The organism is Pyxidicoccus trucidator, from assembly GCF_010894435.1.
Classification (GTDB): domain Bacteria; phylum Myxococcota; class Myxococcia; order Myxococcales; family Myxococcaceae; genus Myxococcus; species Myxococcus trucidator.
Map to the genome: position 1 here is coordinate 618,105 of NZ_JAAIXZ010000001.1, position 26,065 is coordinate 644,169.

20 protein-coding genes are annotated in these 26,065 nt (G+C 71.5%); 9 read left to right on the top strand and 11 right to left on the bottom strand.

Annotation, left to right across the window (positions count from 1 at the left end; genetic code table 11):
- Positions 1-3 precede the first annotated feature (3 nt).
- Together G4D85_RS02695 and G4D85_RS02700 are read left to right on the top strand one after the other, a co-directional pair.
- Complete coding sequence (locus G4D85_RS02695) at positions 4-609, top strand: hypothetical protein (protein WP_164007554.1); 606 nt, start codon at positions 4-6, stop codon at positions 607-609.
- A 29-nt stretch (positions 610-638) separates the two neighbouring features.
- Positions 639-1,061: a GTP pyrophosphokinase gene (locus G4D85_RS02700; protein WP_164007555.1), complete on the top strand. Its 423-nt coding sequence runs from the start codon at positions 639-641 to the stop codon at positions 1,059-1,061.
- An 89-nt stretch (positions 1,062-1,150) separates the two neighbouring features.
- On the opposite strand, the gene acnA is transcribed toward G4D85_RS02700, so the two are convergent.
- The 5 genes from acnA to G4D85_RS02725 all read right to left on the bottom strand — a co-directional run bounded on the left by acnA (position 1,151) and on the right by G4D85_RS02725 (position 9,064).
- On the bottom strand, positions 1,151-3,883 hold the full coding sequence (gene acnA, locus G4D85_RS02705) for an aconitate hydratase AcnA (RefSeq protein WP_164007558.1): 2,733 nt from the start codon (positions 3,881-3,883) through the stop codon (positions 1,151-1,153).
- A 215-nt stretch (positions 3,884-4,098) separates the two neighbouring features.
- A complete protein-coding gene (locus tag G4D85_RS02710; protein ID WP_240359037.1) occupies positions 4,099-5,340 on the bottom strand; it encodes a phospholipase D-like domain-containing protein in 1,242 nt (413 codons plus the stop codon).
- 194 nt (positions 5,341-5,534) lie between these two features.
- Complete coding sequence (locus G4D85_RS02715) at positions 5,535-7,133, bottom strand: FHA domain-containing protein (RefSeq protein ID WP_164007562.1); 1,599 nt, start codon at positions 7,131-7,133, stop codon at positions 5,535-5,537.
- A 6-nt stretch (positions 7,134-7,139) separates the two neighbouring features.
- Entirely contained in the window at positions 7,140-8,069 is a 930-nt protein-coding gene (locus G4D85_RS02720; RefSeq protein WP_164007564.1) for a helix-turn-helix transcriptional regulator, read from the bottom strand.
- Positions 8,066-9,064, bottom strand: coding sequence for a helix-turn-helix transcriptional regulator (locus G4D85_RS02725; protein WP_164007567.1), 999 nt, complete (start codon positions 9,062-9,064; stop codon positions 8,066-8,068). The genes G4D85_RS02720 and G4D85_RS02725 overlap by 4 nt, the downstream gene beginning before the upstream one ends.
- A gap of 315 nt (positions 9,065-9,379) precedes the next feature.
- Between G4D85_RS02725 and G4D85_RS02730 the strand changes: the two genes are divergently transcribed.
- Complete coding sequence (locus G4D85_RS02730; protein WP_164007569.1) at positions 9,380-9,850, top strand: hypothetical protein; 471 nt, start codon at positions 9,380-9,382, stop codon at positions 9,848-9,850.
- A gap of 29 nt (positions 9,851-9,879) precedes the next feature.
- Here G4D85_RS02730 and proB read toward each other — a convergent pair whose 3' ends face one another.
- On the bottom strand, positions 9,880-11,013 hold the full coding sequence (gene proB, locus G4D85_RS02735) for a glutamate 5-kinase (RefSeq protein WP_164007571.1): 1,134 nt from the start codon (positions 11,011-11,013) through the stop codon (positions 9,880-9,882).
- Positions 11,014-11,199: 186 nt separating this feature from the next.
- Here proB and hflX point away from each other — a divergent pair, with 186 nt between their 5' ends.
- Complete coding sequence (gene hflX / locus G4D85_RS02740; protein WP_164007573.1) at positions 11,200-12,852, top strand: GTPase HflX; 1,653 nt, start codon at positions 11,200-11,202, stop codon at positions 12,850-12,852.
- 57 nt (positions 12,853-12,909) lie between these two features.
- Positions 12,910-13,350 (top strand): hypothetical protein, encoded by a 441-nt coding sequence (locus G4D85_RS02745; protein WP_164007575.1) that lies wholly within the window; start codon positions 12,910-12,912, stop codon positions 13,348-13,350.
- A gap of 1 nt (position 13,351) precedes the next feature.
- Here G4D85_RS02745 and G4D85_RS02750 read toward each other — a convergent pair whose 3' ends face one another.
- Positions 13,352-14,359 (bottom strand): NAD(P)H-dependent glycerol-3-phosphate dehydrogenase, encoded by a 1,008-nt coding sequence (locus tag G4D85_RS02750; protein ID WP_164007577.1) that lies wholly within the window; start codon positions 14,357-14,359, stop codon positions 13,352-13,354.
- A 35-nt stretch (positions 14,360-14,394) separates the two neighbouring features.
- Positions 14,395-15,333, bottom strand: a complete 939-nt coding sequence (locus tag G4D85_RS02755; RefSeq protein WP_164007579.1) for a hypothetical protein — start codon at positions 15,331-15,333, stop codon at positions 14,395-14,397.
- 180 nt (positions 15,334-15,513) lie between these two features.
- On the opposite strand from G4D85_RS02755, the gene G4D85_RS02760 reads away from it, so the two are divergent.
- Entirely contained in the window at positions 15,514-16,083 is a 570-nt protein-coding gene (locus G4D85_RS02760; protein ID WP_164007580.1) for a hypothetical protein, read from the top strand.
- 75 nt (positions 16,084-16,158) lie between these two features.
- On the opposite strand, the gene G4D85_RS02765 is transcribed toward G4D85_RS02760, so the two are convergent.
- Complete coding sequence (locus tag G4D85_RS02765) at positions 16,159-18,165, bottom strand: c-type cytochrome (protein ID WP_164007582.1); 2,007 nt, start codon at positions 18,163-18,165, stop codon at positions 16,159-16,161.
- Between the two features lie 258 nt (positions 18,166-18,423).
- Between G4D85_RS02765 and G4D85_RS02770 the strand changes: the two genes are divergently transcribed.
- Positions 18,424-19,956, top strand: coding sequence for a sensor histidine kinase (locus tag G4D85_RS02770; RefSeq protein ID WP_164007584.1), 1,533 nt, complete (start codon positions 18,424-18,426; stop codon positions 19,954-19,956).
- Positions 19,953-20,648, top strand: coding sequence for a response regulator transcription factor (locus G4D85_RS02775; protein WP_164007586.1), 696 nt, complete (start codon positions 19,953-19,955; stop codon positions 20,646-20,648). Before G4D85_RS02770 ends, G4D85_RS02775 begins: the two co-directional genes overlap by 4 nt.
- Positions 20,649-20,713: 65 nt before the next feature.
- Here G4D85_RS02775 and G4D85_RS02780 read toward each other — a convergent pair whose 3' ends face one another.
- Positions 20,714-21,412 carry a class I SAM-dependent methyltransferase gene (locus tag G4D85_RS02780; protein ID WP_164007588.1) on the bottom strand — a complete coding sequence of 233 codons (699 nt, stop codon included), beginning with the start codon at positions 21,410-21,412 and terminating at the stop codon, positions 20,714-20,716.
- 211 nt (positions 21,413-21,623) lie between these two features.
- On the opposite strand from G4D85_RS02780, the gene G4D85_RS02785 reads away from it, so the two are divergent.
- Positions 21,624-23,264, top strand: coding sequence for a proline-rich domain-containing protein (locus tag G4D85_RS02785; RefSeq protein WP_164007589.1), 1,641 nt, complete (start codon positions 21,624-21,626; stop codon positions 23,262-23,264).
- Positions 23,265-23,346: 82 nt separating this feature from the next.
- On the opposite strand, the gene G4D85_RS50175 is transcribed toward G4D85_RS02785, so the two are convergent.
- Entirely contained in the window at positions 23,347-26,022 is a 2,676-nt protein-coding gene (locus G4D85_RS50175) for an amidohydrolase family protein (RefSeq protein ID WP_164007591.1), read from the bottom strand.
- Positions 26,023-26,065: the final 43 nt, after the last annotated feature.

The following is a 26,065-nucleotide window of genomic DNA, read 5'->3' on the forward strand; positions in this document are numbered from 1 at the left end:
GTCATGCGCCACCCCACCTTCCGTCAGGCCCGAGGCTCCACGCTGCTCATCGTCATCATCCTGGTGACGGTGCTGCTGGGGCTCGTCGCCAGCATCATGCTGTACGCCGGCAAGGAGCGCTTCCGCGCCGTCGCCACCGGCCGCATCGGCCAGCGTCAGAGCTGCGCGGAGAGCGGCCTGCAGCTGGCGCGCGGCTACTACGGGCGCAACTTCGAGAGCTGGAACAGCTACCTGAGCGCGCCCGCCACCTATGACCCGGTGCGCTCCAGCCACAACGTGGCGCCCGCGGACCCGCGCAACCCCGCCCTCCAGGCGGCGCGCCCGGAGCTCTTCGCGGACGTGGACGGGGACAACGAGCTCGACGTGTACCTCTACATCCGGGACAACAACGACGAGCACTTCCCGCTCTCCAACGAGTGGAACCGCGACAATGACCACAACGTGGTGGTGGGCGCCGTCTGCATCTCCAAGACGCTGACGCCGCGCAACTCGGACGGCAGCCCGGTGGCCACCCTGCTCGCGCAGGAGGGGCTGCTCAGCTACAACGGCGAGGCCCGGGGTGAGTGCCTCACGGCCAACGCGGGCAACGGTACCGGTAACTGCAACTGAAAGCCGGGGGCCTCCCCCGGGAGGCCCTCATGCCCACCCTCGAAGACGCCCTCGCCCTCGCGGTGCAGGCGCACCATGGCCAGCGGGACAAGGCCGGCCAGCCCTACATCCTCCACCCGCTGCGCGTCATGATGCGGCTGGAGACCGAGGCCGAGCGCACCGTGGCCCTCCTCCACGACGTGGTGGAGGACACGCCCTGGACGCTGGAGCGGCTGCGCGCGCTGGGCTACCCGGAAGGGGTGCTCGCCGCCCTGGACGCCCTCACCCGCCGCGACGGCGAGACGTACGAGGCCTTCGTCGAGCGCCTGAGGCCGGACGCCCTGGCCCGGCGGGTGAAGCTGGCCGACCTGGAGGACAACATGGACGTGCGCCGCCTCACCCAGGTGACGCCGAAGGACGCCGAGCGGCTGGCTCGCTACCGCGCCGCCTGGGCCCGCCTGCGCGAGCCCTGAAGCCGCCGCGCGCACAGCGCTGAAACACGACGGCCCGGCGAGCGCCACGAGGGCACTGCCGGGCCGCGGTGCTACGGGTGACTTGCGCCTCAGGCCTTGGCCAGCTGGCGCAGCACGTACTGCAGGATGCCGCCGTGGCGGTAGTAGTCGAGCTCGTTCGGCGTGTCGATGCGGCACAGCGCCGTGAACTCCTTGGTGCCGCCCTCGCCCGTGGCCTTCACGGTGAGCTTCTTCTGCGGCGCCAGGTTCTCCGCGACGCCGGTAATCTCGAACTTCTCGTGGCCGGTGAGGCCCAGCGACTGCGCGTCCTGGCCCGCCTCGAACTGGAGCGGCAGCAAGCCCATGCCCACGAGGTTGGAGCGGTGGATGCGCTCGAAGCTCTTGGCGATGACGGCCTTGACGCCCAAGAGCTGGGTGCCCTTGGCGGCCCAGTCACGGCTGGAGCCGGTGCCGTACTCCGCGCCGGCCAGCACCACCAGCGGCGTGCCCTCCTGCTGGTACTTCATGGAGGCGTCGTAGATGCTCATCCGCTCGCGGGTGGGGATGTGGACGGTGACGCCACCCTCCACGCCGGGCACCAGCAGGTTCTTCAGGCGGATGTTGGCGAAGGTGCCGCGCACCATGACCTCGTGGTTGCCGCGCCGGGCGCCGTAGGAATTGAAGTCCTTCGGCTCCACGCCCTCGGCCATGAGGTACTTCGCCGCCGGGCTCGTCTTGGCGATGTTGCCGGCCGGGGAGATGTGGTCCGTGGTGACGGAGTCACCCAGCAGCGCCAGCACCTGCGCGCCCTTGATGTCCTGCGTCGGCTTCGGCTCCTTGGGCAGGTTCTCGAAGAAGGGCGGCTTGCGCACGTAGGTGGACTTCGGCTCCCACTTGAAGGTGGAGCCCTTGGTCACCTGGAGCTGCTGCCAGAGCGCGTCGCCCTCCATGGCGTTGGCGTACTGGCTGCGGAACTGCTCCGGCTTCACGGAGGCGCGGATGGTGGTGCGAATCTCCTCGTCCGTGGGCCAGATGTCCTTGAGGAACACCGGGCGGCCGTTGGGGTCCATGCCCAGCGGCTCCTTGTTCAAATCCAGCCCCACCTCGCCGGCCAGCGCGTAGGCCACCACCAGCGGCGGGCTGGCCAGGTAGTTCATGCGCACGTGCGGGTTGATGCGGCCCTCGAAGTTGCGGTTGCCGGACAGCACCGCGGCCACCACGAGGTCCGCCTCGGTGACGGCGTTGGCGACGGGCTCGGGCAGCGGGCCGGAGTTGCCGATGCAGGTGGTGCAGCCGTAGCCCACCACGTGGAAGCCGACGGCCTCCAGGTAGGGCAGCAGGCCCGCGTCACGCAGGTACTCGGTGACGACGCGGCTGCCCGGGGCGAGGCTCGTCTTCACCCACGGCTTGGGGTTGAGGCCGCGCTCCACCGCGTTCTTCGCGAGGATGCCCGCCGCCACCAGCACCGCCGGGTTGGAGGTGTTGGTGCAGGAGGTAATCGACGCAATCACCACCGCGCCGTGGCCGAGCTGGTAGCTGGAGCGGCCCGACTTCACGGTGGACGTCTGGGCCAGGCGCTCCGGGGGCACCTCGGCCGCGGGGGCCTTGCCCTTGCCGCCGCCCTCGTCGTCCTCGCCCTTGCTCTTGCCGGCGGCGAGCATCTCCACCAGCGACTTCTCGTAGCCCGCCTTCATCTCCGTGAGGGGCACGCGGTCCTGCGGGCGCTTGGGGCCGGCGAGGCTGGGCACCACGGTGGACAGCTCCAGCTCCAGCGTGTCGCTGAAGACGGGCTCGGCCGCGTCATCCTTGCGCCACAGGCCCTGCTCCTTCGCGTAGGCCTCGGTGAGGGCCACGACGTCATCCGGGCGGCCGGTGAAGCGCAGGTAGTTGAGGCTCTCCTCGTCCACCGGGAAGAAGCCGATGGTGGCGCCGTACTCGGGCGCCATGTTGGCGATGGTGGCGCGGTCCGGCAGGGACAGCGACTTGAGGCCGCTGCCGAAGAACTCCACGAACTTGCCCACCACGCCCTTCTTGCGAAGCATCTGCGTGACGGTGAGCACCAGGTCCGTGGCGGTGGCGCCCGCGGGCAGCTGGCCCTTGAGCTTGAAGCCCACCACCTGGGGAATCAGCATCGTAATCGGCTGGCCGAGCAGCGCGGCCTCGGCCTCGATTCCGCCCACGCCCCAGCCCACCACGCCCAGGCCGTTGATCATCGTGGTGTGGCTGTCGGTGCCCACCAGGGTGTCCGGGTACACGGTGGTGCCCTCGCGGAACGTCACGCGGGCGAGGAACTCGAGGTTCACCTGGTGGCAGATGCCGATGTCCGGCGGGACGACGCCGAAGCCCTTGAAGGCGCTCTGGCCCCAGCGGAGGAAGGCGTAGCGCTCGCGGTTGCGCTCGAACTCCAGCTCCGCGTTCTCCTTGAAGGCCGCGGTGGTGGCGAAGGCGTCAATCTGGACCGAGTGGTCGATGACGAGGTCGGCGGGGTTGCGCGGGTTGATTTTCGCCGGGTCGCCGCCCATGGAGGCGAGCGCCTCGCGCATGGCGGCCATGTCCACCACGGCGGGCACGCCGGTGAAGTCCTGGAGGAGGACGCGGGCGGGGTGGAAGGAGATTTCGACGTCCGGGGTGGCCTTGGGGTCCCAGGCGAGCATCTTCTCCACGTGCTCGCGCTTGACGACGCGGCCATCCTCGTTGCGCAGCAGGTTCTCCAGCAGAACCTTGAGCGAGAACGGGAGGCGCTCCACCGCGGGGTGCGCCTTCGCCAGCCTGGCCAGGCTGTAGTAGTCGTACGTGGCCGAGCCCACCTTGAGCTGGGACTTCGTGCCGAAACTGTCGGTCATGTGCGTTGCCGTCCTTCCATGCGCGGGATGCGGCGACTTGTAGGCCCCCCTTTGACGCGTTGCAAAGGGTTCCTGCGCGGTCATCCAGGGCCGGACGGTTCCCCGTGGCGGAGTCCAGTCCCGCTCATTGGAACCATGCGTCCTGCTGGGGGTTCAGGCGCCGGGCCAGGCACATGTTCCGGGGCCGGAGGCCCGCCCCGGACGGTTGGAGCGCCTCAGAGCACCTTGCGGAAGGCGTACAGCACGCGCTCCAGGACCTTCTCCCAGAGGGGCCGGCGGCGGAACCCGGCCAGCGTCACCTCGCGGCAGTTGCCGCAGTCGGTGCGGAAGGACTCCTCCAGCTGCCGCCCCAGGCGGGGGTCGGCGAAGACGGCGTTCACCTCGTGGTTGAAGGCGAGGCTCAGCCGCTCCAGGTTGAAGGAGCCGATGGTGCCCCACACCCCGTCCACCACCGCCGTCTTGGCGTGCAGCACGCCGCGCTGCCACTCGAAGATGCGGATGCCGGAGGCCAGCAGCTTCTCGTAGAAGGCCCGGGTGGCGAACTCCAGGAAGGGGTGGTCGCTGCGGGCGTTGAGCAGCAGGTGCACCTCCACCCCCCGCTTCGAGGCCTCGCGCAGCGCGGCCACCATGCGCCGGTCCGGGATGAAGTACGCGGCGGCGATGAGCACGCTGCTGCGCGCCCGGTGAATCGCATGCAGGTACGCCCGGTGGATGCTCCGCCGGCTGGACAGCACCGCCAGGCTCACCTGACCTCGCCTGGGTGCCCGGCGCTTGAAGCGATGCAGCCCCGACGCCAGCCGGTGGAACCGGTCCTGGAACATCATCCGCCACGTGGCCAGGAAGCGCCGCTCCAGCTCGTGCACCGCAGGGCCCTCAATCCGCAGCACGTCGTCCCGCCACCCCGAGCCCTGCCCCGCCGGGGCCCAGTGCGCGGAGATGTTCACCCCGCCCGTGAAGGCCACCTCACCGTCCACCACGAGAATCTTCCGGTGGTCCCTGCGCAGCAGGTGGCGCAGCCCACGCGACAGGCTGAAGGGCTTGAAGGCGCGGATGTCCACCCCGCGCTGGCGCAGCGCCTCGAAGAAGCTCCGGCGGCTCGTCCACGAGCCCACCGCGTCGTAGAGCACCTTCACGTGCACGCCACGCTCGGCGGCCTCCGCCAGCGCCTGGCCGAACAGCTCACCGACGGCGTCGGTGATGAACATGTACGTCTCCAGGCGGATGTAGCGGCGCGCCCGGCGGATGGCCTCCAGCATGGCCGGATAGGCCTCGACACCGTCGCGCAGGAGCTGACACGCGTTGCCCGTCACCACCGCATGGCTGCGGGGCAGGTAGAAGCGCGACAGCAGGAGCCCGGAGACATTCTGGCTCCACACGGGCGGGTGCACCGGCACCGGCCCCGGGGAACGCACGAGCCCCGGCTCACCGTCGCTCGAAACGCCTGACTGCTCGCTCATCACCTCCAGGTCGCGCATGGCCACCCAACGGTGAGGACGACACCGCGAGCCGGCAACCCAAGGCCCCGACGCACGTCCGCAAGGCGGGCGACAGCGTTGGTTGGAGGACGGAGCAAGCTCCCGTCATACCGGGCGGCGGCACTTTCCGCCACCCGGCGACGGGCGTTGGCCCGTCCGGACTCCGGAGCGACGGGCTACAGCCCGTACTCCGAGCGCTTGTTCTCCGCGCGGGTGGCGCACGGCTGGTCGTACTCGGGGAAGTACTCCTTCACGTGGTCCAGCGTGGCGGAGGCGGCCTTGTAGTTGCCCTGGTTGTAGTAGCCCTCCACCTCGAGCAGCAGCTTGGCGCAGGTTCGGTCCAGCTCCTGCTGCGCCGCCCTCATGCGCTCCTGGGCCTCGAAGTAGAGGTCCGGCTTGGGCACCGGGTGGGCCTCCAGCATCAGCCACGACTCGCGGAAGGCCTTCCACGCCTCGTAGCGGTTGCGCGCGCCGATGTCCGGCGTGTCGAAGTTCTTCCGGCCGCGCCTGTAGGACTCGTTGGCCTTCAGCGCGAGCTCCTCCGGCAGCAGGTCCGGCAGCAGCGCGCGCTCGACCCACACGTTCCAGATGACCCACGGGTCCTCGCCCGGCGGGTTCTTCACGTTGTCGAAGATGATGCGGTTGGGCTCGCCCTTCTTGAGGTTCTCCGCCGGAATCATCAGCTCCAGCGCGCGGTCCTGGCTGGCCAGCGTGTCGGGCAGCACCTTGCCCACGTCCACGCCGTTGACGCTCACCACCACCTCGTCCTTGGAGATGCCCTGGGCCTGGTAGTGGAGGATGACCACCGCGCGCGTGGCGGCGGTGTATTCCCACTGGAAGATCTTCATGTCCGGCCGCTCCCAGGTGACGCCCTCACCCAGGCCGAACGAGTCGCGGATGGGCTGCGCGCTGAGCAGCGCGGGCTCCTCGCCCTTGCCCGGCCCGCCGTCGCCGTCGCTGATGACCAGCCAGTAGAGGAGGCCGAAGATGCCCAGCACCACCGCGGCGGCGCCGCCGAGGATGCCGCTGCGGACCCCGGAGCTGGCGTCCGCCCAGAAGAGCTTCGCGCCGGCGACGAGGCCGGGCGACTCGCGACGGATGCGGGCGCGCTCGGCCGCGGAGAGGCCTCCGCCCACCGGCTGGGCACCCCCGGTGCGCGGGCGCGCGGGGACCGGCGCCGCCGCCGCCGTGGAGCGCCTGGGGACGGGAGGTGCCGCCGCCGGAGCCGCGCGCTCGATGGCCGCCTTGGGCCCGGAGGCCCGGGGCGAGCTCGGCGCAGGGGCCACGGGACGCAGCGAGCGCATGTTGTGGCGGGTGGCGCCCTGGCGCATCTCCTCCAGCTCTTCCTCGTCCGCCCCTTCCGGCGCCAGCGCTACACCCTTGTTGCGCTGCCGCTTGATGGCGTCCACGGAGACGATGCGGGTGCTGTTGGCGGCGGGCGGCGCTTCGGCGGGAATCTCTTCCTCACCCGTGGACGCCTCGTCCGTCATCATGACGAAGACGAACGTCACCGGGCCGAGCGTCAGCTTGTCGCCGTCCTCCAGGGACTGCGTGGCCACCGGGGAGCCGTTGACGAGCGTGCCGTTGGCGCTGCCCTGGTCCTCGACGGAATAGGTCTCTCCGTCGAGGAAGATGCGGCAGTGCTTGCGGGAGACGCCGGGGTCGAACAGGGCGACGTCACAATCCGTCGACCTGCCGATGAGCACGGAGTCCTGGTCGAAGACGAACTCCTTACCGGCTTCTCTTCCTTCGGAGATCGTCAGCTGGAAAGGCATGGGGGGCTACAATCCTACCGAGGCCCGCGCCGCTCGGGCAACGGCGGCTCGCGCGCTTTCGGGTTCCATGACCTGCGCCTCGCCTCCAAACGACAGCACCCACTGCGTCAGCCAGCGCTCGCTATCGCCGGCCACCGACACCTCCACGCCCCCATCGGCGAGCGGGCGAGCGTCCCGGCCGAAGCGCTCCTTCACGTAGGGAGCGGCCACCGGGGAGAAGCGCACCCGCACGGAGACCTCGGTGCGGCTGCGGGCCGGGTTGGGCACGTCCGCCCGCGCGTCGGGCGGGGGCAGGAAGGCGGTGTCCGTGACGGCGATGTCCTCCATCCGGTCCAGCCGGAAGAGGCGCGCGTCCTGGCGCATGTGGTCGAAGCCCTGGAGGTACCACTGGCCCCGGTGGCTGAGCAGCTCGTACGGGCGCACCCGGCGCGCCTCGGGCGCGCGGCCCGGGGTGGCGTAGGCGAACGTCACCTCCAGCCGCTCGATGATGGCGCGGGTGAGCGGCGCCAGCGCCTGGGGCGCCTCGGCGGAGGCGTCGATCTTCCGGTACATCTCCCGGTAGCGCTCGCGGGTGGAGGGCGGGAGGATGCGCTCCAGCTTCTGGAGGGCGCTCTGCAGCGCGTCCCCCGCCGCCGGGCGCAACAGCTCCGCCGAGGCGGCCAGGGCCGCGGCCTCGCCCGGCGTCAACCGGGGCGGCGCGAAGAGGCGCTGGTCGAGGTCCACGTAGACGCGATCATTGTCCACGTAGATGTCGATGTAGTCGTCCGGGTTGAAGGGCGGCCGGCCCACGCAGGTGAGCAGGTCCAGCTCCTCCAGCAGGTCCTCACGGCTGATGTTGAGGGCCTTCGCGAGCGACTCCACCGTGACGCCGGGGTGCTTGGACACGTAGGGGACGAGGAACAGCAGGCGGCGGAGCCGCTCGTGGACGTTGCTCATACGTGTCGCTCCAGGATGCGCGTCGCCATCTCCGTCAGCCGCGCCTGGGCGCGCTCCGGGCCCTCCACGCGGCAGTCCGGACCCAGCTGCAGACAGAAGCGCACCAGGCCGTCCAGGAACGTCACCCGCATGCGAGCGCGGACGACGCCCTCCTCCGCGGGCTCCAGCGTGGCGCCGGGCAGCAGGCTCGCGGCGCGCGAGGCCAGCGCGCCCGACAGGCGGAGCACCACCTCCATCGGCTCGTGGAAGCGGTGCTGCCACGGGAAGTACGCCACGTGGGCGTCCAGCGAGAAGTCCTCCGGCACCTGGAAGTCCGGCGTGCGCGGACGGGCGGTGTTCACCTTCAGCTCCCGGACGCGGTGCACGTGGAACGTCCGCAGGCCGCCGCGCAGGTGGCAGTGGCCCACCAGCGTCCAGACGCCGCGGCGCAGCGCGAGCCCGTACGGGTCCACCTTGCGCTGCGTGGTGCTGGGGCTCTTGGGACTGGCGTAGGTGATGTCCACCCACTTGCGCGAGGCGCACGCGTCCCAGAGCTGCTCCAGGCGGGCGGACAGCTCCTTCTCCTCGCCCTCCTGCACGGCGCCCAGCTCCATGCGCACGCGGGGCGTGGGCAGCGACTCGCCGGCGAAGAAGCCAATCTTGCGCAGTGCGTGCGCCAGGTCGTCCCGGCCGGGGAAGGCGCCGGAGGCCAGCGCCGCGGAGCCGGCGGCGTACAGCACGGCCAGCTCCTCCTTGGTGAGGTCCGCCTCCGGCAGGTAGTAGGCGTCGCGGTCGACGATGTAGCCGTCGCGCCGGTCGTCGTCGCCCTGCACGTAGGTCAGCGGGAAGCCCAGCTCCACCAGCTCCGCCTTGTCACGCTCGAACTTTCGCTCGGCGGCATCGTCCGAGCCGCCGTAGTCAGAAGGGAAGTGCTCGCGCAGCTCGGCCCAGGAGATGGGCTCGCGCGCGTCGAGCAGAAGGGCTACGAGGTCGAGGATGCGTTCGGTGCGTTCCATTCGGGAAGGTCGTCGACGATGCCGGGCAGACCCCGGGGGGTCAAGGAAGTGGGAGGCGACGAGGAGAAACAGGCGGCGGGCCGACCCGCGTCCGGGCGGATATCCGGACTCGACTGAACAAACAAGCAGGTAGTCGATTGTGTGCCAGCCGACCCTTGGCACGGTGGCGGACAACCCATGACGGGGGGCTCGCACTCAGGGCGCGACTGGGATATTCCTGAGACGTCTAATGAAGTGAGAAGCGCCGATGACGGGCCGTGCCCGACTGGACGCCGCGCGGCCGGCGCGGCAAGGGCGCTTCGAAGGGACCTCACCATGGGCCGCACCTCCCTCGTCCGTAATGTGGTTGCCGGGCTGGCGCTGCTGGTGGGGCTGTCCTCTGTCGTGAGCCCCGCCGCCGCCAGCGCCGAGCCGCTCTACTTCGCCGTCGAGGTCCGCCGTGAGGGCCGGCTGGTGGCGAAGCCCCGGCTGCTGGGCGAGACGGGTCGCACCCTGCGCGCCGAGCGCCGCCGCCCGGGCGCCCCGCATCCGGACTACCGGCTGATCCTCACCCCCACCGCCGCCGGGGACTCCTTCCTCCTCCAGCTCGACTTGCAGTTGCCCGAGGCCAAGGGCCACTCCGAGCTGGCCCTGCTCCACGGGCAGGAGCGCAAGCTCCAGCTCGGCCGGGTGCCGGGGGAGCTGGAGGTCCACCTGCTCCTCATGAAGGTGGACTCCCCCGAGTTCCGCGCGCTGATGCAGCTGGGCCAGGACTCGGACAAGGGTTCGTCCACCTCCTCCATCTAGGCCGGCCCGCTCCCCTGCCCCGCGGGCTCCTACAGCACCGCCAGGTCGTCGCGGTGCACCGCCTCGTCCAGGTAGCGGTAGCCCAGCACCGCCTCGATGTCCGTCGTGCGCCGGCCGGCGATGCGCCGCAATTCGTTGGCGTCATAGGCGGCGAGGCCCCGGGCGAACACGGCGCCGGACGCGTCCGCCAGGTCCACCGGGTCTCCCCGGCCGAAGTCCCCCTCCACGCCGCGCACACCGCTGGGCAGCAGGCTGCGCTTGCCGGTGACGATGGCCTCGCGCGCCCCCGCGTCCACCGTGATTCGTCCCCGAGGCCGCAGGGCGTGGGCTATCCACGCGGCGCGGGCGCTGCGGCGGTTGCCGGTGGGCTCGAAGAGGGTGCCCACGGGCTCGCCCTCCAGCACCTCACGCAGCCGGCCCGGCACCGCGCCGGAGGTAATCACGCAGCGGATGCCGGACTCCGTGGCCCGCGCGGCGGCGCGCACCTTGGTGGCCATGCCGCCGGTGCCCACGCCGCTGGTGGTGTCGCCGGACAGGGCCAGCACCTCGGGCGTCACCTGCTCCACGGAGAGCATCAGCTCCGCGCCCTCATCCCGGCGAGGGTCCCCGGTGTAGAGCCCCTCCACGTCCGAGAGGAGGACGAGCGCCTCGGCCTCCACCACGCCCGCCACCAGCCCGGCCAGCGTGTCGTTGTCGCCGAACTTCAGCTCGTCCACGGACACGGTGTCGTTCTCGTTGATGACGGGCACCACCCCCGCCGCCAGCAGCCGCTCCAGGGCGTGCTTCACGTTGAGGTAGCGCCGCCGGTCCTGCACGTCCTCGTGGGTGAGGAGCACCTGGGCCACGGCCCGGCCCGCCCCGCTGAAGGCTTCCTCATAGGCCTGCATCAGCCGGCTCTGGCCCACCGCCGCGCACGCCTGCTTGCCGGGAATGTCCTTGGGGCGGCCCGGCAGGCCCAGGCGCTCCACGCCCAGGGCGATGGCGCCGCTGGAGACCACCACCAATTCCCGCCCCTGGGCCGCCCACAACAAATCCCGGCCCAGCGCATCGAAGTGGGGACGGTTGAAGCGCCCGGTGGCGTTCGTCAGCGCGTTGGTGCCGATCTTCACCACCACGCGACGGGCGGCGCGCAGGGCGGTGCGGCCAGCGGGAATCGAACTCACAGTCACCAGCGTAGGTCAGAATCGGAAACAGGGCGCGTCATCCGTGTGTTCACCCCTGTCGCTGTCCTCGGAACGAACAGCGGGAACGAACAGCGGGAACGTACGGGGACATGAAACCCACCCCGCCGGTGGCCATATAAAGTTCCGGATGCGTGGGGGCCTGGCGCCCCCACCAGGAGAAACGGTTTGAAGGAAATCCACGGCAACACCCTGGGCCTGAAGTCGAGCGAGCAGCACCGGCTGCGGAACACCTTCCGGCGGCGCGTGTCGCCGCACGAAATCGTGTCGCCCGAGCTTGCCCGCCACCTCACCGAGCTGTCGCGTGAGACGAACCGGCAGGTGGGTGTGCTCATCAACCGCAAGGGCGAAATCGAGCATGTGGTGGTGGGCAACGCGCACAAGCTGGAGCTGCCGGACATCGGCCGCGCCCGCGCGGGCCAGATTCGTCTGCGTGGCCTGCGGCTGGTCCACACCCACCTCAAGAGCGAGCCGCTGACGAAGGACGACCTGACGGACCTCGCGCTGCTGCGCCTGGACTGCGTGGCCGCCATCGGCGTGGGCGCGGAGGGCCTGCCCGGCGTGCTCCACTACGCGTACCTGGTGCCGGAGAACGGCAGCGGGGAGTTCTGGCACGTCGCCACCCTGCCCTCCGTCCACGGGGAGCAACCCAACCTGGAAGACACGCTGGGCGCGCTGGAGGAGGAGTTCAACCGCAAGGCGGCCGCCCGCACCGTCGGAGGCCGGGAGAAGGCCATCCTCGTGGCGGTGTGCCTGGACGGCAACCGCGGCAAGGCCGAGGCCAGCCTCGCGGAGCTGAAGGAGCTGGCGCGCACCGCGGGCGTGGAGGTCATCGACAGCGTGCTCCAGGTGCGCCGCGAGGCGGACCCGCGCTACCTCATCGGCCGCGGCAAGCTGGAGGACCTGAACCTGCGCTCCATGCAGTCCATGGTGGACCTGCTCATCTTCGACAAGGACCTCACCCCGTCGCAGGGGCGCCACATCGGCGAGGCCACCAGCCTCAAGGTGCTGGACCGCTCGCAGCTCATCCTCGACATCTTCGCGCAGCGCGCGCAGAGCGCCGAGGGCAAGCTCCAGGTGGAGCTGGCGCAGCTGAAGTACCGGCTGCCCCGGCTGGTGCAGAGCGACGACTCGCTCAGCCGGCTCGCGGGTGGCATCGGCGGACGCGGCCCTGGCGAGACGAAGCTGGAAATCGACCGACGCCGGGTGCGCGACAGGATTACGAATCTGGAGAAGCGCATCGACGCCATCAGCCGCGAGCGCAGCGTGCGGCGGGCCCAGCGCAACCGGCGCGAGCTGCCCGTCATCTCCATCGTCGGCTACACCAACGCGGGCAAGTCCACGCTGCTCAACGCGATTACCAACGCGGACGTGCTGACGGAGAACAAGCTGTTCGCCACGCTGGACCCCACCAGCCGGCGGCTGCGCTTCCCGCAGGAGCGGGAGGTCATCATCACCGACACGGTGGGCTTCATCCGGGACTTGCCCAAGGACCTGGTGGCGGCCTTCCGCGCCACGCTGGAGGAGCTGTACGACGCCAGCCTGCTGTTGCACGTGGTGGACGCGGCGGACCCGAGCTGCGACGACCAGGTGGAGGCGGTGGAGAACATCCTCGAGTCGCTGGACTTGATGGAGAAGCCGCGCCTCATGGTCTGGAACAAGGCGGACAAGCTGTCGCCGGAAGAGGTGGAGTCGCTGCTGCGCTCCAAGGGCGGCGTGGCCATCAGCGCCTCGACGCGCGAGGGGCTGGCGTCCCTGCTGGCCAAGGCGGACACCACCCTGTTCGCCGAGGGCGCCACCGAGGCCATCGGCGCCGTCTGACGGGGACGGACAGGCTGTTGCCGGACAGGCACGGCACCCTCTAGAGTCGGGGGCGCCGTGCCTACTTCCATTTCATTGCTGCCGCTCCAGGGCCTGCTCGCACAGGCCGCGCCGGACTACACCAAGCCGGTCTCCTCCCTGTCACCGAAGTACTTCGAGCTGCTGGAGCAGAACAGTCACATCATCTACCCCTCGCTGGCGGTGCTGACGCTGGTCATCATCGCCGCGGGCATCCTCCAGGCGTGGAGGACGCAGGACCTGGACGGCCTGCAGAAGAACGAGTTCAAGCGCGCCATCGTCAACGAGCTGCGCCGCAACATCAGCGGCATGCCCGGCGACATGCTGGCCAAGGCCGTGGGGTTGGACCGGCTCAAGACGAACCACCTCCTGGAGCAGATGCTGAAGGAGGGGCTGGTGGTGAGCCACACCAACTCGCAGCGGCTCACCGTGTGGCGCATCCGCGGCGCGACGCCGGACCCGAGCGTGCGGCAGTACTGACTCAGCCGCCCGACAGCTCCGACTTCGGCTGGCGCGTCATCAGGTCCACCACCGCGGCCTTCGCGTTCTTGCCTTCGTAGGCAATCAGGTAGACCTGATGGCAGATGGGCAGCTCCACGCCCGTCTTGAGCTCCAAGTCCCGGGCGCTCTTCGCCGTCTTCACGCCCTCGGCGACCTCCTTCATCTCCGCGAGGATGTCCGGCAGCTTGCGGCCCTTGCCCAGCTCCATGCCCACGTGCCGGTTGCGGCTCAGCTCGCCCGTACACGTCAGCACCAGGTCGCCCATGCCGGACAGGCCGGAGAGCGTCAGTGGGTTGGCGCCCTTGCGCACCGCCAGGCGCGTAATCTCCGCCAGGCCCCGGGTGATGATGGCCGCGCGCGCGTTGTGGCCCATGCCCAGCCCGTCCGCCATGCCCGCGGCAATGGCAATCACGTTCTTCAGCGCGCCGCCGTACTGCACGCCCACCACGTCCGTGGACGTGTAGCTGCGGAACGTCTCCGTCTGCAGCGCCTTCTGGCAGCGCACCGCCACCTTGTCCCAGTGGGACGCAATCGTCACCACCGTGGGCATGCGCCTGGCCAGCTCCTTGGCGAAGCTGGGCCCGGAGAGCACCGCGATGTACGGATGGAACTCCTCCGGCAGGCAGTCCTCCAGCAGCTCCGTCATCGTCAGCAGCGTCTCGTTCTCAATCCCCTTGGACACGGTGATGAGGGGCACGTGGCGCGGGAGGTACGGCTTCGCCTTCGCCACCACCTCGCGCGTGGCGTGGCTGGGCGTGGCCAGCACCACCAGCTCCGAGCCGGCGAGCGCCTCCTCCAGGCTGTTGGTGGCGCGCACGCGCTCGGAGATGGGGATGCCCTTGAGGTAGGTGGGGTTCTCGTGCCGGGTGTTGATGGCCTCGACGACGGAGGGCTCCCGGCCCCACAGCCGCACCTCCTCGCAGTTCACCGCGAGGACGTTCGCCAGGGCTGTACCGAAGGAGCCGGAGCCGATGACACTGCCACGCATGCAGGACCTCGCTGGAGGGGGGGCGGCTCGCGCCGCTAGAGACCGGTGACGACGCCGAGGGAGAGGACCGGCATGAAGTCCGCGTCCTCGGGACGCGTCCGCACATCGCCACCCACTGTCACAGAGTAGGACGTTTTCTCGCTGAGGGGCACTTCGGCGCCAAAGCGGATGGGGAAGGCGCTGCCCGTCACCACCGACGGCGGCAGGCCCCCCAGCGGCGTGCGCTGCAGCGGCTCCGTGTCCAGGGAGAGGTGGTAGCGCACGTCCAGGAACAGGCGCGCGGAGAGCGGCCCCTTGCGCTGGAGGTTGGCGACGATGCCGGGCAGCACGTTCCAGTTGCGCCGGCCGCTGAGGTAGCGCGCGCCCCTCAGCTCCACGCTCGCCGGCCGGAGGAAGAAGGCCTTGCCCCCCTCCACCGCCAGCCCCACGCTCCACCGCGGGCCGCCGTCCAGCACCATCCACCGCCCGCCCAGGCGCAGCTCGTTCATCATCCCGTAGAGGCTGTCCACGCCGGCGATGACGTCCACGCGCGGCAGCACGCCATACGCCACCCGGGCGGACAGCGTGGGGAAGCCCAGTGAGAAGCCCGCCGCGAGCCCTCCCGCCCCCACCGTGCGCGCGCCCAGCAGGCTCACCCGGTTGGGCACCGGCGGCGGGCCGGGCGGAGGCCGCGGCGCACGCCGCGCGGGAGAGGCCACCCGGTCATCATCCACCGGGACGAGGGGCGGCACCTCGGGCAGCTTCGGGAGCGCCGCGGCGTCGCCCCCCGTCGGCACCGACGTGGCGCCGGGGAAGTCCTGCCACGCGGCATCGTCCGGAGCGCTGTTGCGCCGGGGAGCCTCCACCTCACCGCCGGGCGCGGCCCAGGCCTCGTCCGGCGTCGGGTTGCGCGCGGCGGGCGCCTCGGAGGATTGCGCCAGGACGGGCACGCCCGGGACGAGCAGCAGCAGGATGAGGAGGCGGGGGGAGACCATGGAAGCGGGCAGGAGCTTAAACCACCGGGCAGGACGACACGAGGGAAGCCCGCCCGCTCCCCGAGCCGGCGGGAGAGCCGTCCGGAAGCGGGCACCCCCCCACGGGAAACGTGGCCGCCGCGGCCTTCCTCCGGTCTACCATCCGCGCCGCGCCGACGTGCGCCAGGGAGAGACCACGGGATGAGGGCAGGAGGGCGCGCGGCACTGGTCGTGGCACTGACGCTGGGCGCATGCCGCGCCCGCACCGGAGACGCCACCTCGGCGGACGCGGGCCCCGGCGCGGGCCTCAGGGCCCAGGCCGGCGCGCTGGCGCTTCCGGGCTGCGACGTGCTGCTCCCCACGGACGTGCGCGAATTGATGCTGCCCGGCTTCTCCATGCGGGAGGAGCGCGCGTGCCCCACGTGCGGCCCGCTGTGCGCCTTCCGCTCGACGGCGGACGCGGACACCTCCGTGTCGGTGGCCTGGGACTGCAACCCCCGCTACACGCAGGCGGACGTGCACTCGCTGCTGGCCCCCACCCTGCGCGCCGGAGGCACCGAGGTGCCCGCGCTGGGCCGCGCCGCCGTCCGCCGCGCGCCCGCCCAGGGCATGCTCCAGGTGATGACGTGGGACGACGACACGCCCTGCGCGCTCGTCGTCACCTGGCTGGGCGTGGACGCGGACCGGGCGCTGGACGTGGCGCGCTCCACCCTCGGCGCCACCACCCCGGCCTTGCTCGCCACGCCGCCCGCCGACGCGGGCGAGCCCTGAAACGGCGCGGGGGCCGGCCCCGCGACGCGCGGAAGCGGCCCCCGACGGCGACAGGCCCTCACGGGCCCCGCGCGCTCACAGCGTGCGCAGGTACTCCACCAGGTCGTCGATTTCCGCGTCGCTGAGGTGCGACGTGGAGCCGTGCTGGTTGCTCTGCCGGCCCTGGACGAAGCGCTCCTTCAGCGTCAGGGCGCTGCCGTCATGCAGGTACGGCGCCGTGCGGGCCAGGCCCAGCAGCGACGGCGTGTTGAGGCCCACCTTGCGCACGTTGGCGTCGTCCTGGATGGGGCCCGTGACGATGAAGGTGCCCACGTCGGCCTGCTTGTTGTTGGTGAGCGTCTCGCCCTCGTGGCAGCCGTCGCAGGCGGCCTTCTTGAAGACGAGCGCGCCACGGGCCTGCGCGTCGGTGAGCGTCTCGCGCTTGTGCGGGTTGTCCGGCGCGGGGATGACGTCGATGAAGGAGGACAGCTGCGACACCATGACGCCGTCCAGCGCCGAGCCGCCCATGCGCTTGCGCACCGTGGTGTCCAGGAAGTCGCGCAGCGTGGGGAACTCGCCGCTCCAGTGGAACGGGCCCGTCTGCGTCACCTTGCGGCCCGCGAGGCTGGGCGTCTGGCGCGGGCCGTCCGGGAAGCCCCAGACGTGGCCGTCATCCCGGGCGTCCAGGTGGCAGGACGCGCAGGAGGCGCCCACCGAGGCGCTCGTCATGCGCGAGTCCAGCGCGGAGAAGAACAGCTTGCGGCCCGCCACCGCGTGGGGCTCGAGCGTGTCGCCGGCCACCGGCAGCGGCTGGCCCTCGGCGCGCACGTTGGCCACGCCGGAGGAGCCGTCGCTCACCAGCGTCGTCACCGTGTGGTCGAACGCGTTGTAGACGTACGCCTTGCGCCCGTCCCGCGTCATGGCGATGCCGCTGGGCCCGGAGCCGACGCGGATGAGCTGGCGCACGCTGCTGCCGGTGAAGTTGGTGATGTCCGGCCCGGAGCGGCGGTCCGTGGGGATGATGGCCACGTTGTCCGTCTCGCGGTTCACCACGAACACCCAGAGGCCCGACGGGTCCACCACCGCGGCCACCGGGCCTTGGATGGCGTGCGTGGGCTCCGGGCTGACGATGGTGGAGGGCGGGAAGTCCGGCATCTCCTCCGGGGGCGGACGGCACTGGTCCAGGTCGTCCACCACCGGCGTGCCATCCTCCGTGTCGAAGGTGACGATGCCCGGGGCCACCACGCCGGCCGAGCTGCACGGGCTGCCGCCGCCGTACAGCGAGTCGCCGCCGGAAGGCATGCCCGGCTGCGTCGTGCCGCCGAGGGGGTCCTCGCGGGCCCACAGCACCGGGGCCAGGGCGCGCTCGCCGTCCGGCGTCAGCACCACGTCCGCCATGCCGCGCGGCCGGAAGGAGAGGTTCACCTCCAGGCCCGTAAACCGGTCCGTGGTGGGCTGCGAGGGGTCGCGCACGTTGGCGCGCGAGTACAGGTCCGTGCGCTCCTTCATGACGCGGGGCCGGCCGGAGTCCGACAGGTCCACCATCACCATGTCGCTGTGGCGGAAGAGGCTGACGAGCGCGCGCTTGCCGCCGTCCACGAGGGCGATGCCGCGCGGCTCCTCGCCCACCGGCAGCTCCCAGCGGACCGACAGCGAGCGCGTGTCCACGGCCATCAGCGTGCCGTGCTCGGTGGAGTCCAGCGCGGTGCTGTTCACCACGTACAGCGTGTCCCCGCCCGGCGTCACGGCGAGGCCCATGGGCTCCACGCCCACGGGGATGCGCGCCGCCTCGTTCCAGTCACCCCGGCGGATGACGGACACGGTGCGCTCGGCGCGGTTGGAGACGTAGACGGTGTCGTCCGGCCCCACCACCACGCGCTCGGGGCCGCGGCCGACCTTCACCTCGCCCACCTTCTCGCCGCGCCCGGTGTCCACCACCGCGAGCACGCCGTTGTCGGCGTCCACCACGTACAGGAAGGCGTCATCGCGGCTGAGCGCCACCGAGCCCGACGAGTTGTTCCACGTCGCCTCGGCCTGGCGGTCACCACACGCCGCCAGCCCCAGCGTCGAAGCCAGCACCACGGCAAGAACGTGCCGTCTCATAGGGAATGTCCTCCTCGCGACGTCCCGGCCACCACCCACCCGCCCGCGCCAGACTCCGGGACACCTGCGTCATGTGAGGGGGAACTGGCGGCCGGCCCTGGTCGCTCGCCTCCCCCGCGACCCCACATGCTTGCACCAGAACCCCCCGAAAGTCGATTCCTTCCACACCCGGTGTGTGGGCGATGGACAGTCCGGGGCCACCCCCTGGGTGAAACGCCACGAGCATGTGGCACCGGGTGGGAGTAAAGGAGTGGAGTCGTGGCGCGCTCCCCCCCTGTCATCCTCAACTTCCGGCGCACGTTCGCCCTGCTCATCGTCCTGGTGGTGGTGCCGTCCGCCGGCCTGTCCGGCTTCGGGGTGGTGGCCATCATCAACGAGCGCGCCGCGGTGGAGAAGCGGCTGGAGTCCGCCTGGCGCGGGACGCTGGAGTCCCTGTCGGCGGAGCTGCCCCGGGCCCTGGCCTCGGCCGACCTGGTGGAGGAGGCGGGCGCGCTGAGCCTGCGGATGCCGGACGGTCGGGTGGTGTCGGAGCCGGACGGCACCTTCCAGGTCGAGGACGGACGCGTCCACACCAGCGACCCCCAGTTGATGGAGGCCTTCACGGCCGTGCTCCCGGAGGCCGGCTCCGTGCCCACCGAGCCCACCGTCTTCTCGCTGGCGGCGGGCGGCCGCGCGCTGCTGGTGGCGGCCGAGCGGCGGGGCGACGACGTGCGCGGCGTGCGCCTGTCGGTACGGGCGCTGGAGTCGCTGCTGGCCGAGCGGGTGGACTCGCGCGTGGTGTCCGGCGAGCCGGTGCTCTTCACCCTGCTGCCCGTGCCGCGCGAAGTCGTGAGCGAGGGCGGGCTGATGGGCAAGCTGGTGTCGGAGGTGGCGCAGGCGCGCGCCAGCGCCCTGGCCCCGGTGGGGCTCGCCGAGCGCGTGTTGGACCCGCCCCTCCAGGACTTCCGGCTGGTGGTGCTGCCCACCGGCGAGGACCCGGTGGCGCGCGCCTCCACGCGCAACCGCGTGGTGTACGGCGTGCTGCTGGGCCTCTTCTACCTGACGCTCACCTTCGGCGTCGCCTACACGGGCCGCGCCCTCTACCGCGAGGCCCAGCTGTCCCGGATGAAGACGGACTTCGTGTCGCTGGTGAGCCATGAGCTGCGCACGCCGCTCACCTCCATCCGCATGTTCATCGAAACGCTCGCCCTGGGCCGGCTGAAGGACCCCGCGCAGATGCAGGAGGTGCTCACCCTGCTGACGCGCGAGACGGAGCGCCTGTCCATCTTCATCGAGCGCGTGCTGGACTGGGCGCGAATCGAGGGGGGCCGCAAGGTGTACCAGCGCACGCCCCTGCCGGTGACCGAGGTGGTGGAGGCGGCCGTGGCGGCCTTCCGCGCGCAGCGGCTGGAGGGCGGCGTGGAGCTGAAGCTGGACGTGCCCGAGGGCCTGCCGCGGCTGGACGCGGACAAGGACGCCATCGCCGGGGCGCTGCTCAACCTGCTCCAGAATGCGTACAAGTACAGCGGCCCGGACGACAGGCGCATCACCCTGTCCGCGCGCGCCGGGGGCAGGTTCGTGGACCTCATGGTGGAGGACAACGGCGTGGGCATCCCCACGAAGGAGCGCAAGCGCATCTTCGAGCGCTTCTACCGCGTGGACAACCTGCTGACACGGCGCACGGAGGGCAGCGGACTGGGGCTGGCCATCGCCCGGCGAATCATCGAGGCTCACGGCGGACGCATCGGCGTGCAGAGCGAGCCCGGCAAGGGCAGCCGGTTCACCATCCACCTGCCGGTGGGGAAGGCATGACGGAGACGACGCGGCGCATCCTGGTGGTGGAGGATGACCTGTCCATCCTCGCCGGCCTGTCCATGAACCTTCGCTTCGAGGGCTACGAGGTGCTCCAGGCCCAGGACGGCCGCACGGGGCTGGCGCGCGCGCTGGACGAGGCGCCGGACCTGGTGGTGTTGGACTTGATGCTGCCGGAGCTCAACGGCTTCGAGGTCCTCAAGGAGCTGCGCCAGCGCGGCCGGGACACGCCCGTGGTGGTGCTGTCCGCCAAGGGCATGGAGACGGACAAGATTCTGGGCCTCAACCTGGGCGCGGACGACTACGTGGTGAAGCCGTTCGGCCTCCAGGAGCTGCTGGCGCGAATCAAGGCCGTGCTGCGCCGCCGCTACCCCACGGTGGGCGCGGCGCCGCCGCCGGTGACGTTCGGCGACGTCAGCGTGGACATGACCGCGCGCACCGTGGCCCGCAACGGCACGCAGGTGGAGCTGACGGCGCAGGAGTTCAAGCTGCTGGCCCACTTCCTCGGGCACCCGGGGCGCACCTTCACCCGCGAGGAGCTGCTGTCCGGCGCGTGGGGCTACCACTACGAGGGCAGCGCCCGCACCGTGGACAACTTCATGCGCCAGCTCCGGCTGAAGTTCGAGCCGGACCCGGAGGCGCCCCGCCACTTCCTCACCGTGCGCGGCCTGGGCTACCGCTTCGAGCGCTGACGGGGGCTCCGAGCCTGGGGCCTGGGAACTGGGGAGCCTGGGCGTCTCGGGCGAGAGGCTCCCGCTCAGGGCCCGGCGATGCCGATGTGGCGCGAGTCCTCGAGGTCGAAGGGCTTGCCGTCGAAGCGGCCGTAGCGCTCGCGCGGGACGAGGCCGGCGGCGTTGAGGGCCGTGTCCAACTCCTCGGGGGAGAAGTGCCGCAGCTTGAGGCGGCGGATGGGGCTGGGGCCGCCGGGCTGCTTGCGCTCGCGCAGGTGCAGGGCGAACAGCGGGCGGCGCGGCTCCAGGCCGGCGCCGGGCTCCTCGTCGTCGCGCGGGAGCACCGGCTCGCGGGGCGTGTTGAGCACGTCGTAGACGAAGGTGCCGCCGGGGGCCAGGTGGTAGCGCACCGTGGCCAGGAAGGCCTCCAGGTCGTCATTGCCCTGCATCAGCCCCAGCGCGTGCTGCGGGGCCAGCACCAGCGGGAAGCGGTCCGGCAGGCGCAGCGAGCGCAGGTCCATCACCTGGAAGCGGGCGCGGTTGGAGACCTCGGCGGACTCCGAGGCGCGGCGCTCCTCGGCGGAGCGGATCATCACCTCGGACGGGTCCACGCCCACCGTGGTGAAGCCATGCTCGGCCAGCGCCCACACCACGCGGCCGTTGGCGGCGCCCAGCACCAGCACGGGCTCGCCGTGCTCGTTTGCCTGCCGCGTGTAGAAGAGGAGGTCCGGCTCCTGCCCCACCAGTGAAAGCGGCGTCCGGCCCCGCGCGTCGTTGCCACCCATCGTCCCACGGCCTAGCACGTTTCCGGGGCTGGCCGGGACAACCCCGTGCACACGGTGGGAACGGGGTTGCCCACCGCGTGTCCGGGAGCGGACGCTCCTCCCCCCTCCAGGGACACTCGGGGCTGGCATCCGCCTTGCGAAGGGAGGGGCGCGGACGCGGTGGCCCGTCCAGGGCGGCCGGTTTCTGGATTCTTCGCAGGGGTGGTGGCGGATGACGCGCGGATGGCGTTGGGCGGGCGCGCTCTTCATGGCGGGCGCGATGTGGACGACGGTGGGTTGCGCCTCCAAGGGCAGCGACGAGTCGGAGCGGGGCAACCCGGGGATGGATGACCCCAACCCCCAGGACGAGCGGCCGGGTGAGCTGCCGCCTCCCACGAACCCGCCGTGGGGCGATGGTGGCGTGCCGGACAGCGGCACGGACGCGGGCACGCCGCCTCCCGACGACGGAGGCACCGAGCAGCCGCCGCCCGACGGTGGCACCCAGCAGCCGCCTCCGGATGGAGGCACGACGCCTCCGCCCGACGGGGGCACCGAGCCGCCGCCTCCGGGCCGGAGCGTGGAGATTCCGCCCCTGCCCGCGGCGCCGGGCTGGAAGTTCTACGGCGTGGACCAGGGCGGCCCGCAGACGGTGTACGGCGTGACGGCGGACGAGGGCGGCAACGTCTGGGTGGCCGGTGGCGAGGAGGGGCTCTTCCTGCTGAAGCCGGGCGCGGAGACGTTCCAGCGCTTCGGCCTGGCGGACGGCCTGCGGCCCTACGGCTTCATGCCGGACGGCAGCGCGCCCCCGGGGCCCAAGTACCTCAAGGTCATCTCCGTGTCCGGCGGCAAGGCCGGCTCCGTCTTCGTGGGCTACGAGGGCATGCCCGGCAAGGGCGCGGACCACTGCGAGAGCAACTGGGACGGCCCCAGCCCGGACCCGGCGCGCTACAAGAGCGGTGACGCGGACAAGGTGACGCTGCAGCGGGATGGCACGCTGAGCGTGGTCCACTACGACATCTTCTCCGGCCCCGGCGTGGTGCGGGACGAGCTGCGCGGCCGCGAGAAGATCTGCAGCATCCTCCGCATCCGCTACGACAAGAACACGGCCAGCGTCTGGTTCGGCGCCAACCACGGCTTCGCGCGCGGCGAGGCCGAGTTCAGCGGCGCGCCCATGTGCAACGGGCAGCTCGGCTGCTCGGGCGTGCTGGAGCACGTGCACCCGCACATCAACGCGCTCAACGCCGCGGGCAGCGTCGTCCTCCTCACGGACGCGTACTACGGCGTGGGCCTGGACCCGAGCGGTGACGTCTGGTTCGGCGGCTCGGACCGCTCCACGCGCTTCCTCTACGGGACGAATGGCGGCAACTTCTGGCGCGCGCAGACGGGCACCGAGAACAACATGGCCAACAAGCTGGACGTGTGGCCGGACGCGAAGCCCGAGTACTCGAAGCCGAACGAGCGCGTGCAGGACAGCGTGTCCGGCGTCGCGGTGGCCCGGGACGGCTCGGTGTGGATGAGCTCGTTCTCCAACGGCCTGGCGCACCTGGACTCGAGCGGCAACGTGACGCGGCGGATGGGTGACGGCTCCGGGCTGGTGGCGAAGCACCTCTCGGCCCTCTCCCTGGACCCGGCGGACGGCAGCATCTGGGCGGGCGCCAGCTGGGGTGGCGGCATCTCCCGCGTGAAGGGCGGGGACATCACCAACTACAGCCTGAACACCTTTGGCCGGAAGTACGTCATGTCGCGCATCAGCGACATCCAGGCGGACCGCTCCGGAGACAAGCGCCGCATGCTCGTGGCCTTCATGGGCCACGACGACACCGTCAACAAGAAGTGGGTGACGGGCGGCATCGGCATCTATTCGGGTGACTGACCCCACACGGGTAGCCTGAAGGCACGGCGGCCGTCCTCCTCGCCGGGGGGACGGCCGCTGACTTTTTTGCAGGTGAAGCGCCCTACTTCGGCAGCACCTTGTACTTGTCGAACAGGGCCTGCTGGCGGCTGGTGAGCGGCACCTGCTTCCCCGCCAGCCACATGCCCACCGGACGCGAGGACAGCTCCAGCGGGTCGCCGTTCCACAGCACCAGGTCCGCCGGAGCGCCCGGCGCAATCCGGCCTCCGTCCAGGCCGAACGCCGCCGCCACGTCCTGCGTCACCGCGCGCAGCGCGTCCGTGTGCGGCAGGCCCCACGCCACCGCGTTGCCCGCCTCCTGAGCCAGCGTGCGCACCATCGCGGGCTCACCCAGCACGGAGAAGAGCACCTGCACGCCCGCCGCGCGCAGCAGCGCCGCCGAGTCTCCCCGGCTGTTCAGCCTGTCGAAGTCCGCCGGCAGGTTCTGCGTGGGCTGGAGGATGACCGGCACCTTCGCCGCCGCCAATTCGGGCGCCACCATCCACGCCTCGCTGCCCCCGGCGAGGATGAGCTTCAGGCCGTACTCCTTCGCCAGCGACAGCGCCGCGCGCAGGTCCGACACGCGGTCCGCCCTCACCACCACCGGCAGCCGGCCCGCCAGCACCGGCTGCAGGGCCTCCAAATCCAGCCGGCTCGCCGCCACGTCGCGCATGCGGCGCTGCTCGTAGTCCGCCTTGCGCCGGCCGTACTCGCGCGCGTCGAACAGCAATTCGCGCAGCCGCTCCAGCACGCGCGCCCGGGAGCCGGACACCGCGTCGCGGCCCGTCACTCCCAGGTTGATGTGCATGGCCAGCGTGGCCTGGCGGATGGCGCCATCCGTCGTGACGAAGGCGCTCTGCCCCGCCACCAGCCCGCCCTTCGGCGCCGCCACCGCGCCCGTCACCCCGCCCAGCCGCGCCACCGGAAAGACGGCCGACGCCGGGTTGATGCTGTCCGAGGCCTGGAGCGCCGCGCGCACGTCCTGCTTCGCCGCATCCCCGCGCAGCCCTTCGTCCTGCGTCGTCTCCTCGGCCCCCACCTCCACCAGCCCCAACTCCGTCAGCGGGTCGATGAGGCCCGGCGTCAGCACCCGGCCCTTCCCGTCCACCGCCTCGCAGCCCGCTGGCGCCACGGCCGCGCCCACGCTCCGCACGCGGCCGTCGGCCACCACCACCGTGACGTCCTTCAGCCACGCGGTGCCGGTGAAGGCCGTCACGCCCTGGAACGCGGTGCAGGTCGCCTTGCCTGGCGGCAGTGGCTGGGCGCAGGCGCGGTCCTTCCCCGCGTCGCAGCGCGTGGCCAGCCCGAGGTCCTGAAGCGACGGCACGGGCGCGGCGGCGGCCACCAGCCTGGCGGCGTTGGCGGCGCTGTCGCCCACCTCGAAGTCGCTCGGGTCCACCGCGCCCGTGGCCGCGTCATAGGTGACGACGCCGTCCGTCCACACGCGCTGCGCCCGCGCGTACACGCTCAGCGGGTGCCCCTTCCACAGCACCACGTCCGCCATCTTCCCCGGCTCCAGCGAGCCGGTGACGCCCTCCACGCCCATCATCCACGCGGGGTTGAGCGTCACCCAGCGCAGCGCCTCCTCCTCGGTGACGGGGATGCCGGACTCGAGCGCGCGCCACATCGCCTTGCCCGCCTCCTGGTTCAGCCGCTGGATTCCGTACTGCGAGTCGGAGTGGATGACGGCCTTCCCGCCCGCCTGCGCCACCAGCGCCGCGTTCTCCGGGATGCCGTCCCACGCCTCCAGCTTGAAGCCCCACCAGTCCGCCCACGTGGCCACGCCCACGTTCTTCTCCGCCAGCCTGTCACGCAGCTTGTAGGCCTCCAGCGCGTGGTGGAAGGCGCGAATCTGGAAGCCCGCTTCGTCCGCCACCTGGAGCATCACCGCCATCTCGTCCGCGCGGTAGCAGTGGTTCTGCACCAGGACGTTGCCGCGCAGCACCTCGGCCAGCGTCTCCAGCTTCAAGTCGCGCAGCGGCTCGGGGCCCGCCTCGTCGGGCTTCTTCTCCTTCTTCGTCCGCCAGTCCTCCCACTTGCTCATGTACTCGCGCGCCTGCGCGAAGGCCTGCCGGTAGCCGGCCACGTTGCCCATGCGCGTGGAGGGCGCCACCTTCTTCCCCTCGCCATAGACGCGCCGGGGATTCTCTCCGCACGCCATCTTCAGGACGTCCTTCGCCCCCGGAAAGCGCATCTCCGCCGCCGAGCGGCCGAAGTGCAGCTTCGCCGGGTAGCCCCGCCCTCCCACCAGGTTGGCGCTGCCCGGCAGCACCAGCAGCGAGGTGATGCCTCCCGCCGCCGCGCGCCGCAGCCCCGGGTCCTGCGGCCAGAAGGCGTGCTCGGCGGAGACCTCGGCCGTCACCGGCGCGGTGGCCTCGTTGCCATCGTCGTTTGAGAAACTGGAAGGCGAGGCGTACACGCCCAGGTGACTGTGCGCGTCGATGATGCCGGGCGTCACGAACAGGCCGGTGCCGTCCACCTCCTCGGCCCCCGGGGGCGTCGCCACGTCCGCGTTACGGCCCACCGCCACCACCTTCCCGTCGACGAAGGCCACCGCGCCGTCCTCCAGCGCCGGGCCGGTGGCCGGCATCACCGTGGCGTGACGCACCACCACCGCGCGGGGCTGCTTCCAGACGCGGGAGGTTGGCGTGACAGAGGAGACTTCCACGGGCGGCGGCGTCGCCTCGGGGACTGTGGCGCAGGCGGCGGCCAGCAACAGCAGCAGGGAGGGGGTGCGCATGGGGGCCCTCGTAGCAGGTCGTCCCAGGGCCGGCCACGCTCGG

Coding starts and splice junctions, on each gene's coding strand:
- G4D85_RS02695 (WP_164007554.1), top strand. CDS start 4: ATGCGCCACCCCACCTTCCGTCAGGCCCGAGGCTCCACGCTGCTCATC.
- G4D85_RS02700 (WP_164007555.1), top strand. CDS start 639: ATGCCCACCCTCGAAGACGCCCTCGCCCTCGCGGTGCAGGCGCACCAT.
- acnA (WP_164007558.1), bottom strand. CDS start 3,883: ATGACCGACAGTTTCGGCACGAAGTCCCAGCTCAAGGTGGGCTCGGCC.
- G4D85_RS02710 (WP_240359037.1), bottom strand. CDS start 5,340: ATGAGCGAGCAGTCAGGCGTTTCGAGCGACGGTGAGCCGGGGCTCGTG.
- G4D85_RS02715 (WP_164007562.1), bottom strand. CDS start 7,133: ATGCCTTTCCAGCTGACGATCTCCGAAGGAAGAGAAGCCGGTAAGGAG.
- G4D85_RS02720 (WP_164007564.1), bottom strand. CDS start 8,069: ATGAGCAACGTCCACGAGCGGCTCCGCCGCCTGCTGTTCCTCGTCCCC.
- G4D85_RS02725 (WP_164007567.1), bottom strand. CDS start 9,064: ATGGAACGCACCGAACGCATCCTCGACCTCGTAGCCCTTCTGCTCGAC.
- G4D85_RS02730 (WP_164007569.1), top strand. CDS start 9,380: ATGGGCCGCACCTCCCTCGTCCGTAATGTGGTTGCCGGGCTGGCGCTG.
- G4D85_RS02750 (WP_164007577.1), bottom strand. CDS start 14,359: ATGCGTGGCAGTGTCATCGGCTCCGGCTCCTTCGGTACAGCCCTGGCG.
- G4D85_RS02755 (WP_164007579.1), bottom strand. CDS start 15,333: ATGGTCTCCCCCCGCCTCCTCATCCTGCTGCTGCTCGTCCCGGGCGTG.
- G4D85_RS02760 (WP_164007580.1), top strand. CDS start 15,514: ATGAGGGCAGGAGGGCGCGCGGCACTGGTCGTGGCACTGACGCTGGGC.
- G4D85_RS02765 (WP_164007582.1), bottom strand. CDS start 18,165: ATGAGACGGCACGTTCTTGCCGTGGTGCTGGCTTCGACGCTGGGGCTG.
- G4D85_RS02775 (WP_164007586.1), top strand. CDS start 19,953: ATGACGGAGACGACGCGGCGCATCCTGGTGGTGGAGGATGACCTGTCC.
- G4D85_RS02780 (WP_164007588.1), bottom strand. CDS start 21,412: ATGGGTGGCAACGACGCGCGGGGCCGGACGCCGCTTTCACTGGTGGGG.
- G4D85_RS02785 (WP_164007589.1), top strand. CDS start 21,624: ATGACGCGCGGATGGCGTTGGGCGGGCGCGCTCTTCATGGCGGGCGCG.
- G4D85_RS50175 (WP_164007591.1), bottom strand. CDS start 26,022: ATGCGCACCCCCTCCCTGCTGCTGTTGCTGGCCGCCGCCTGCGCCACA.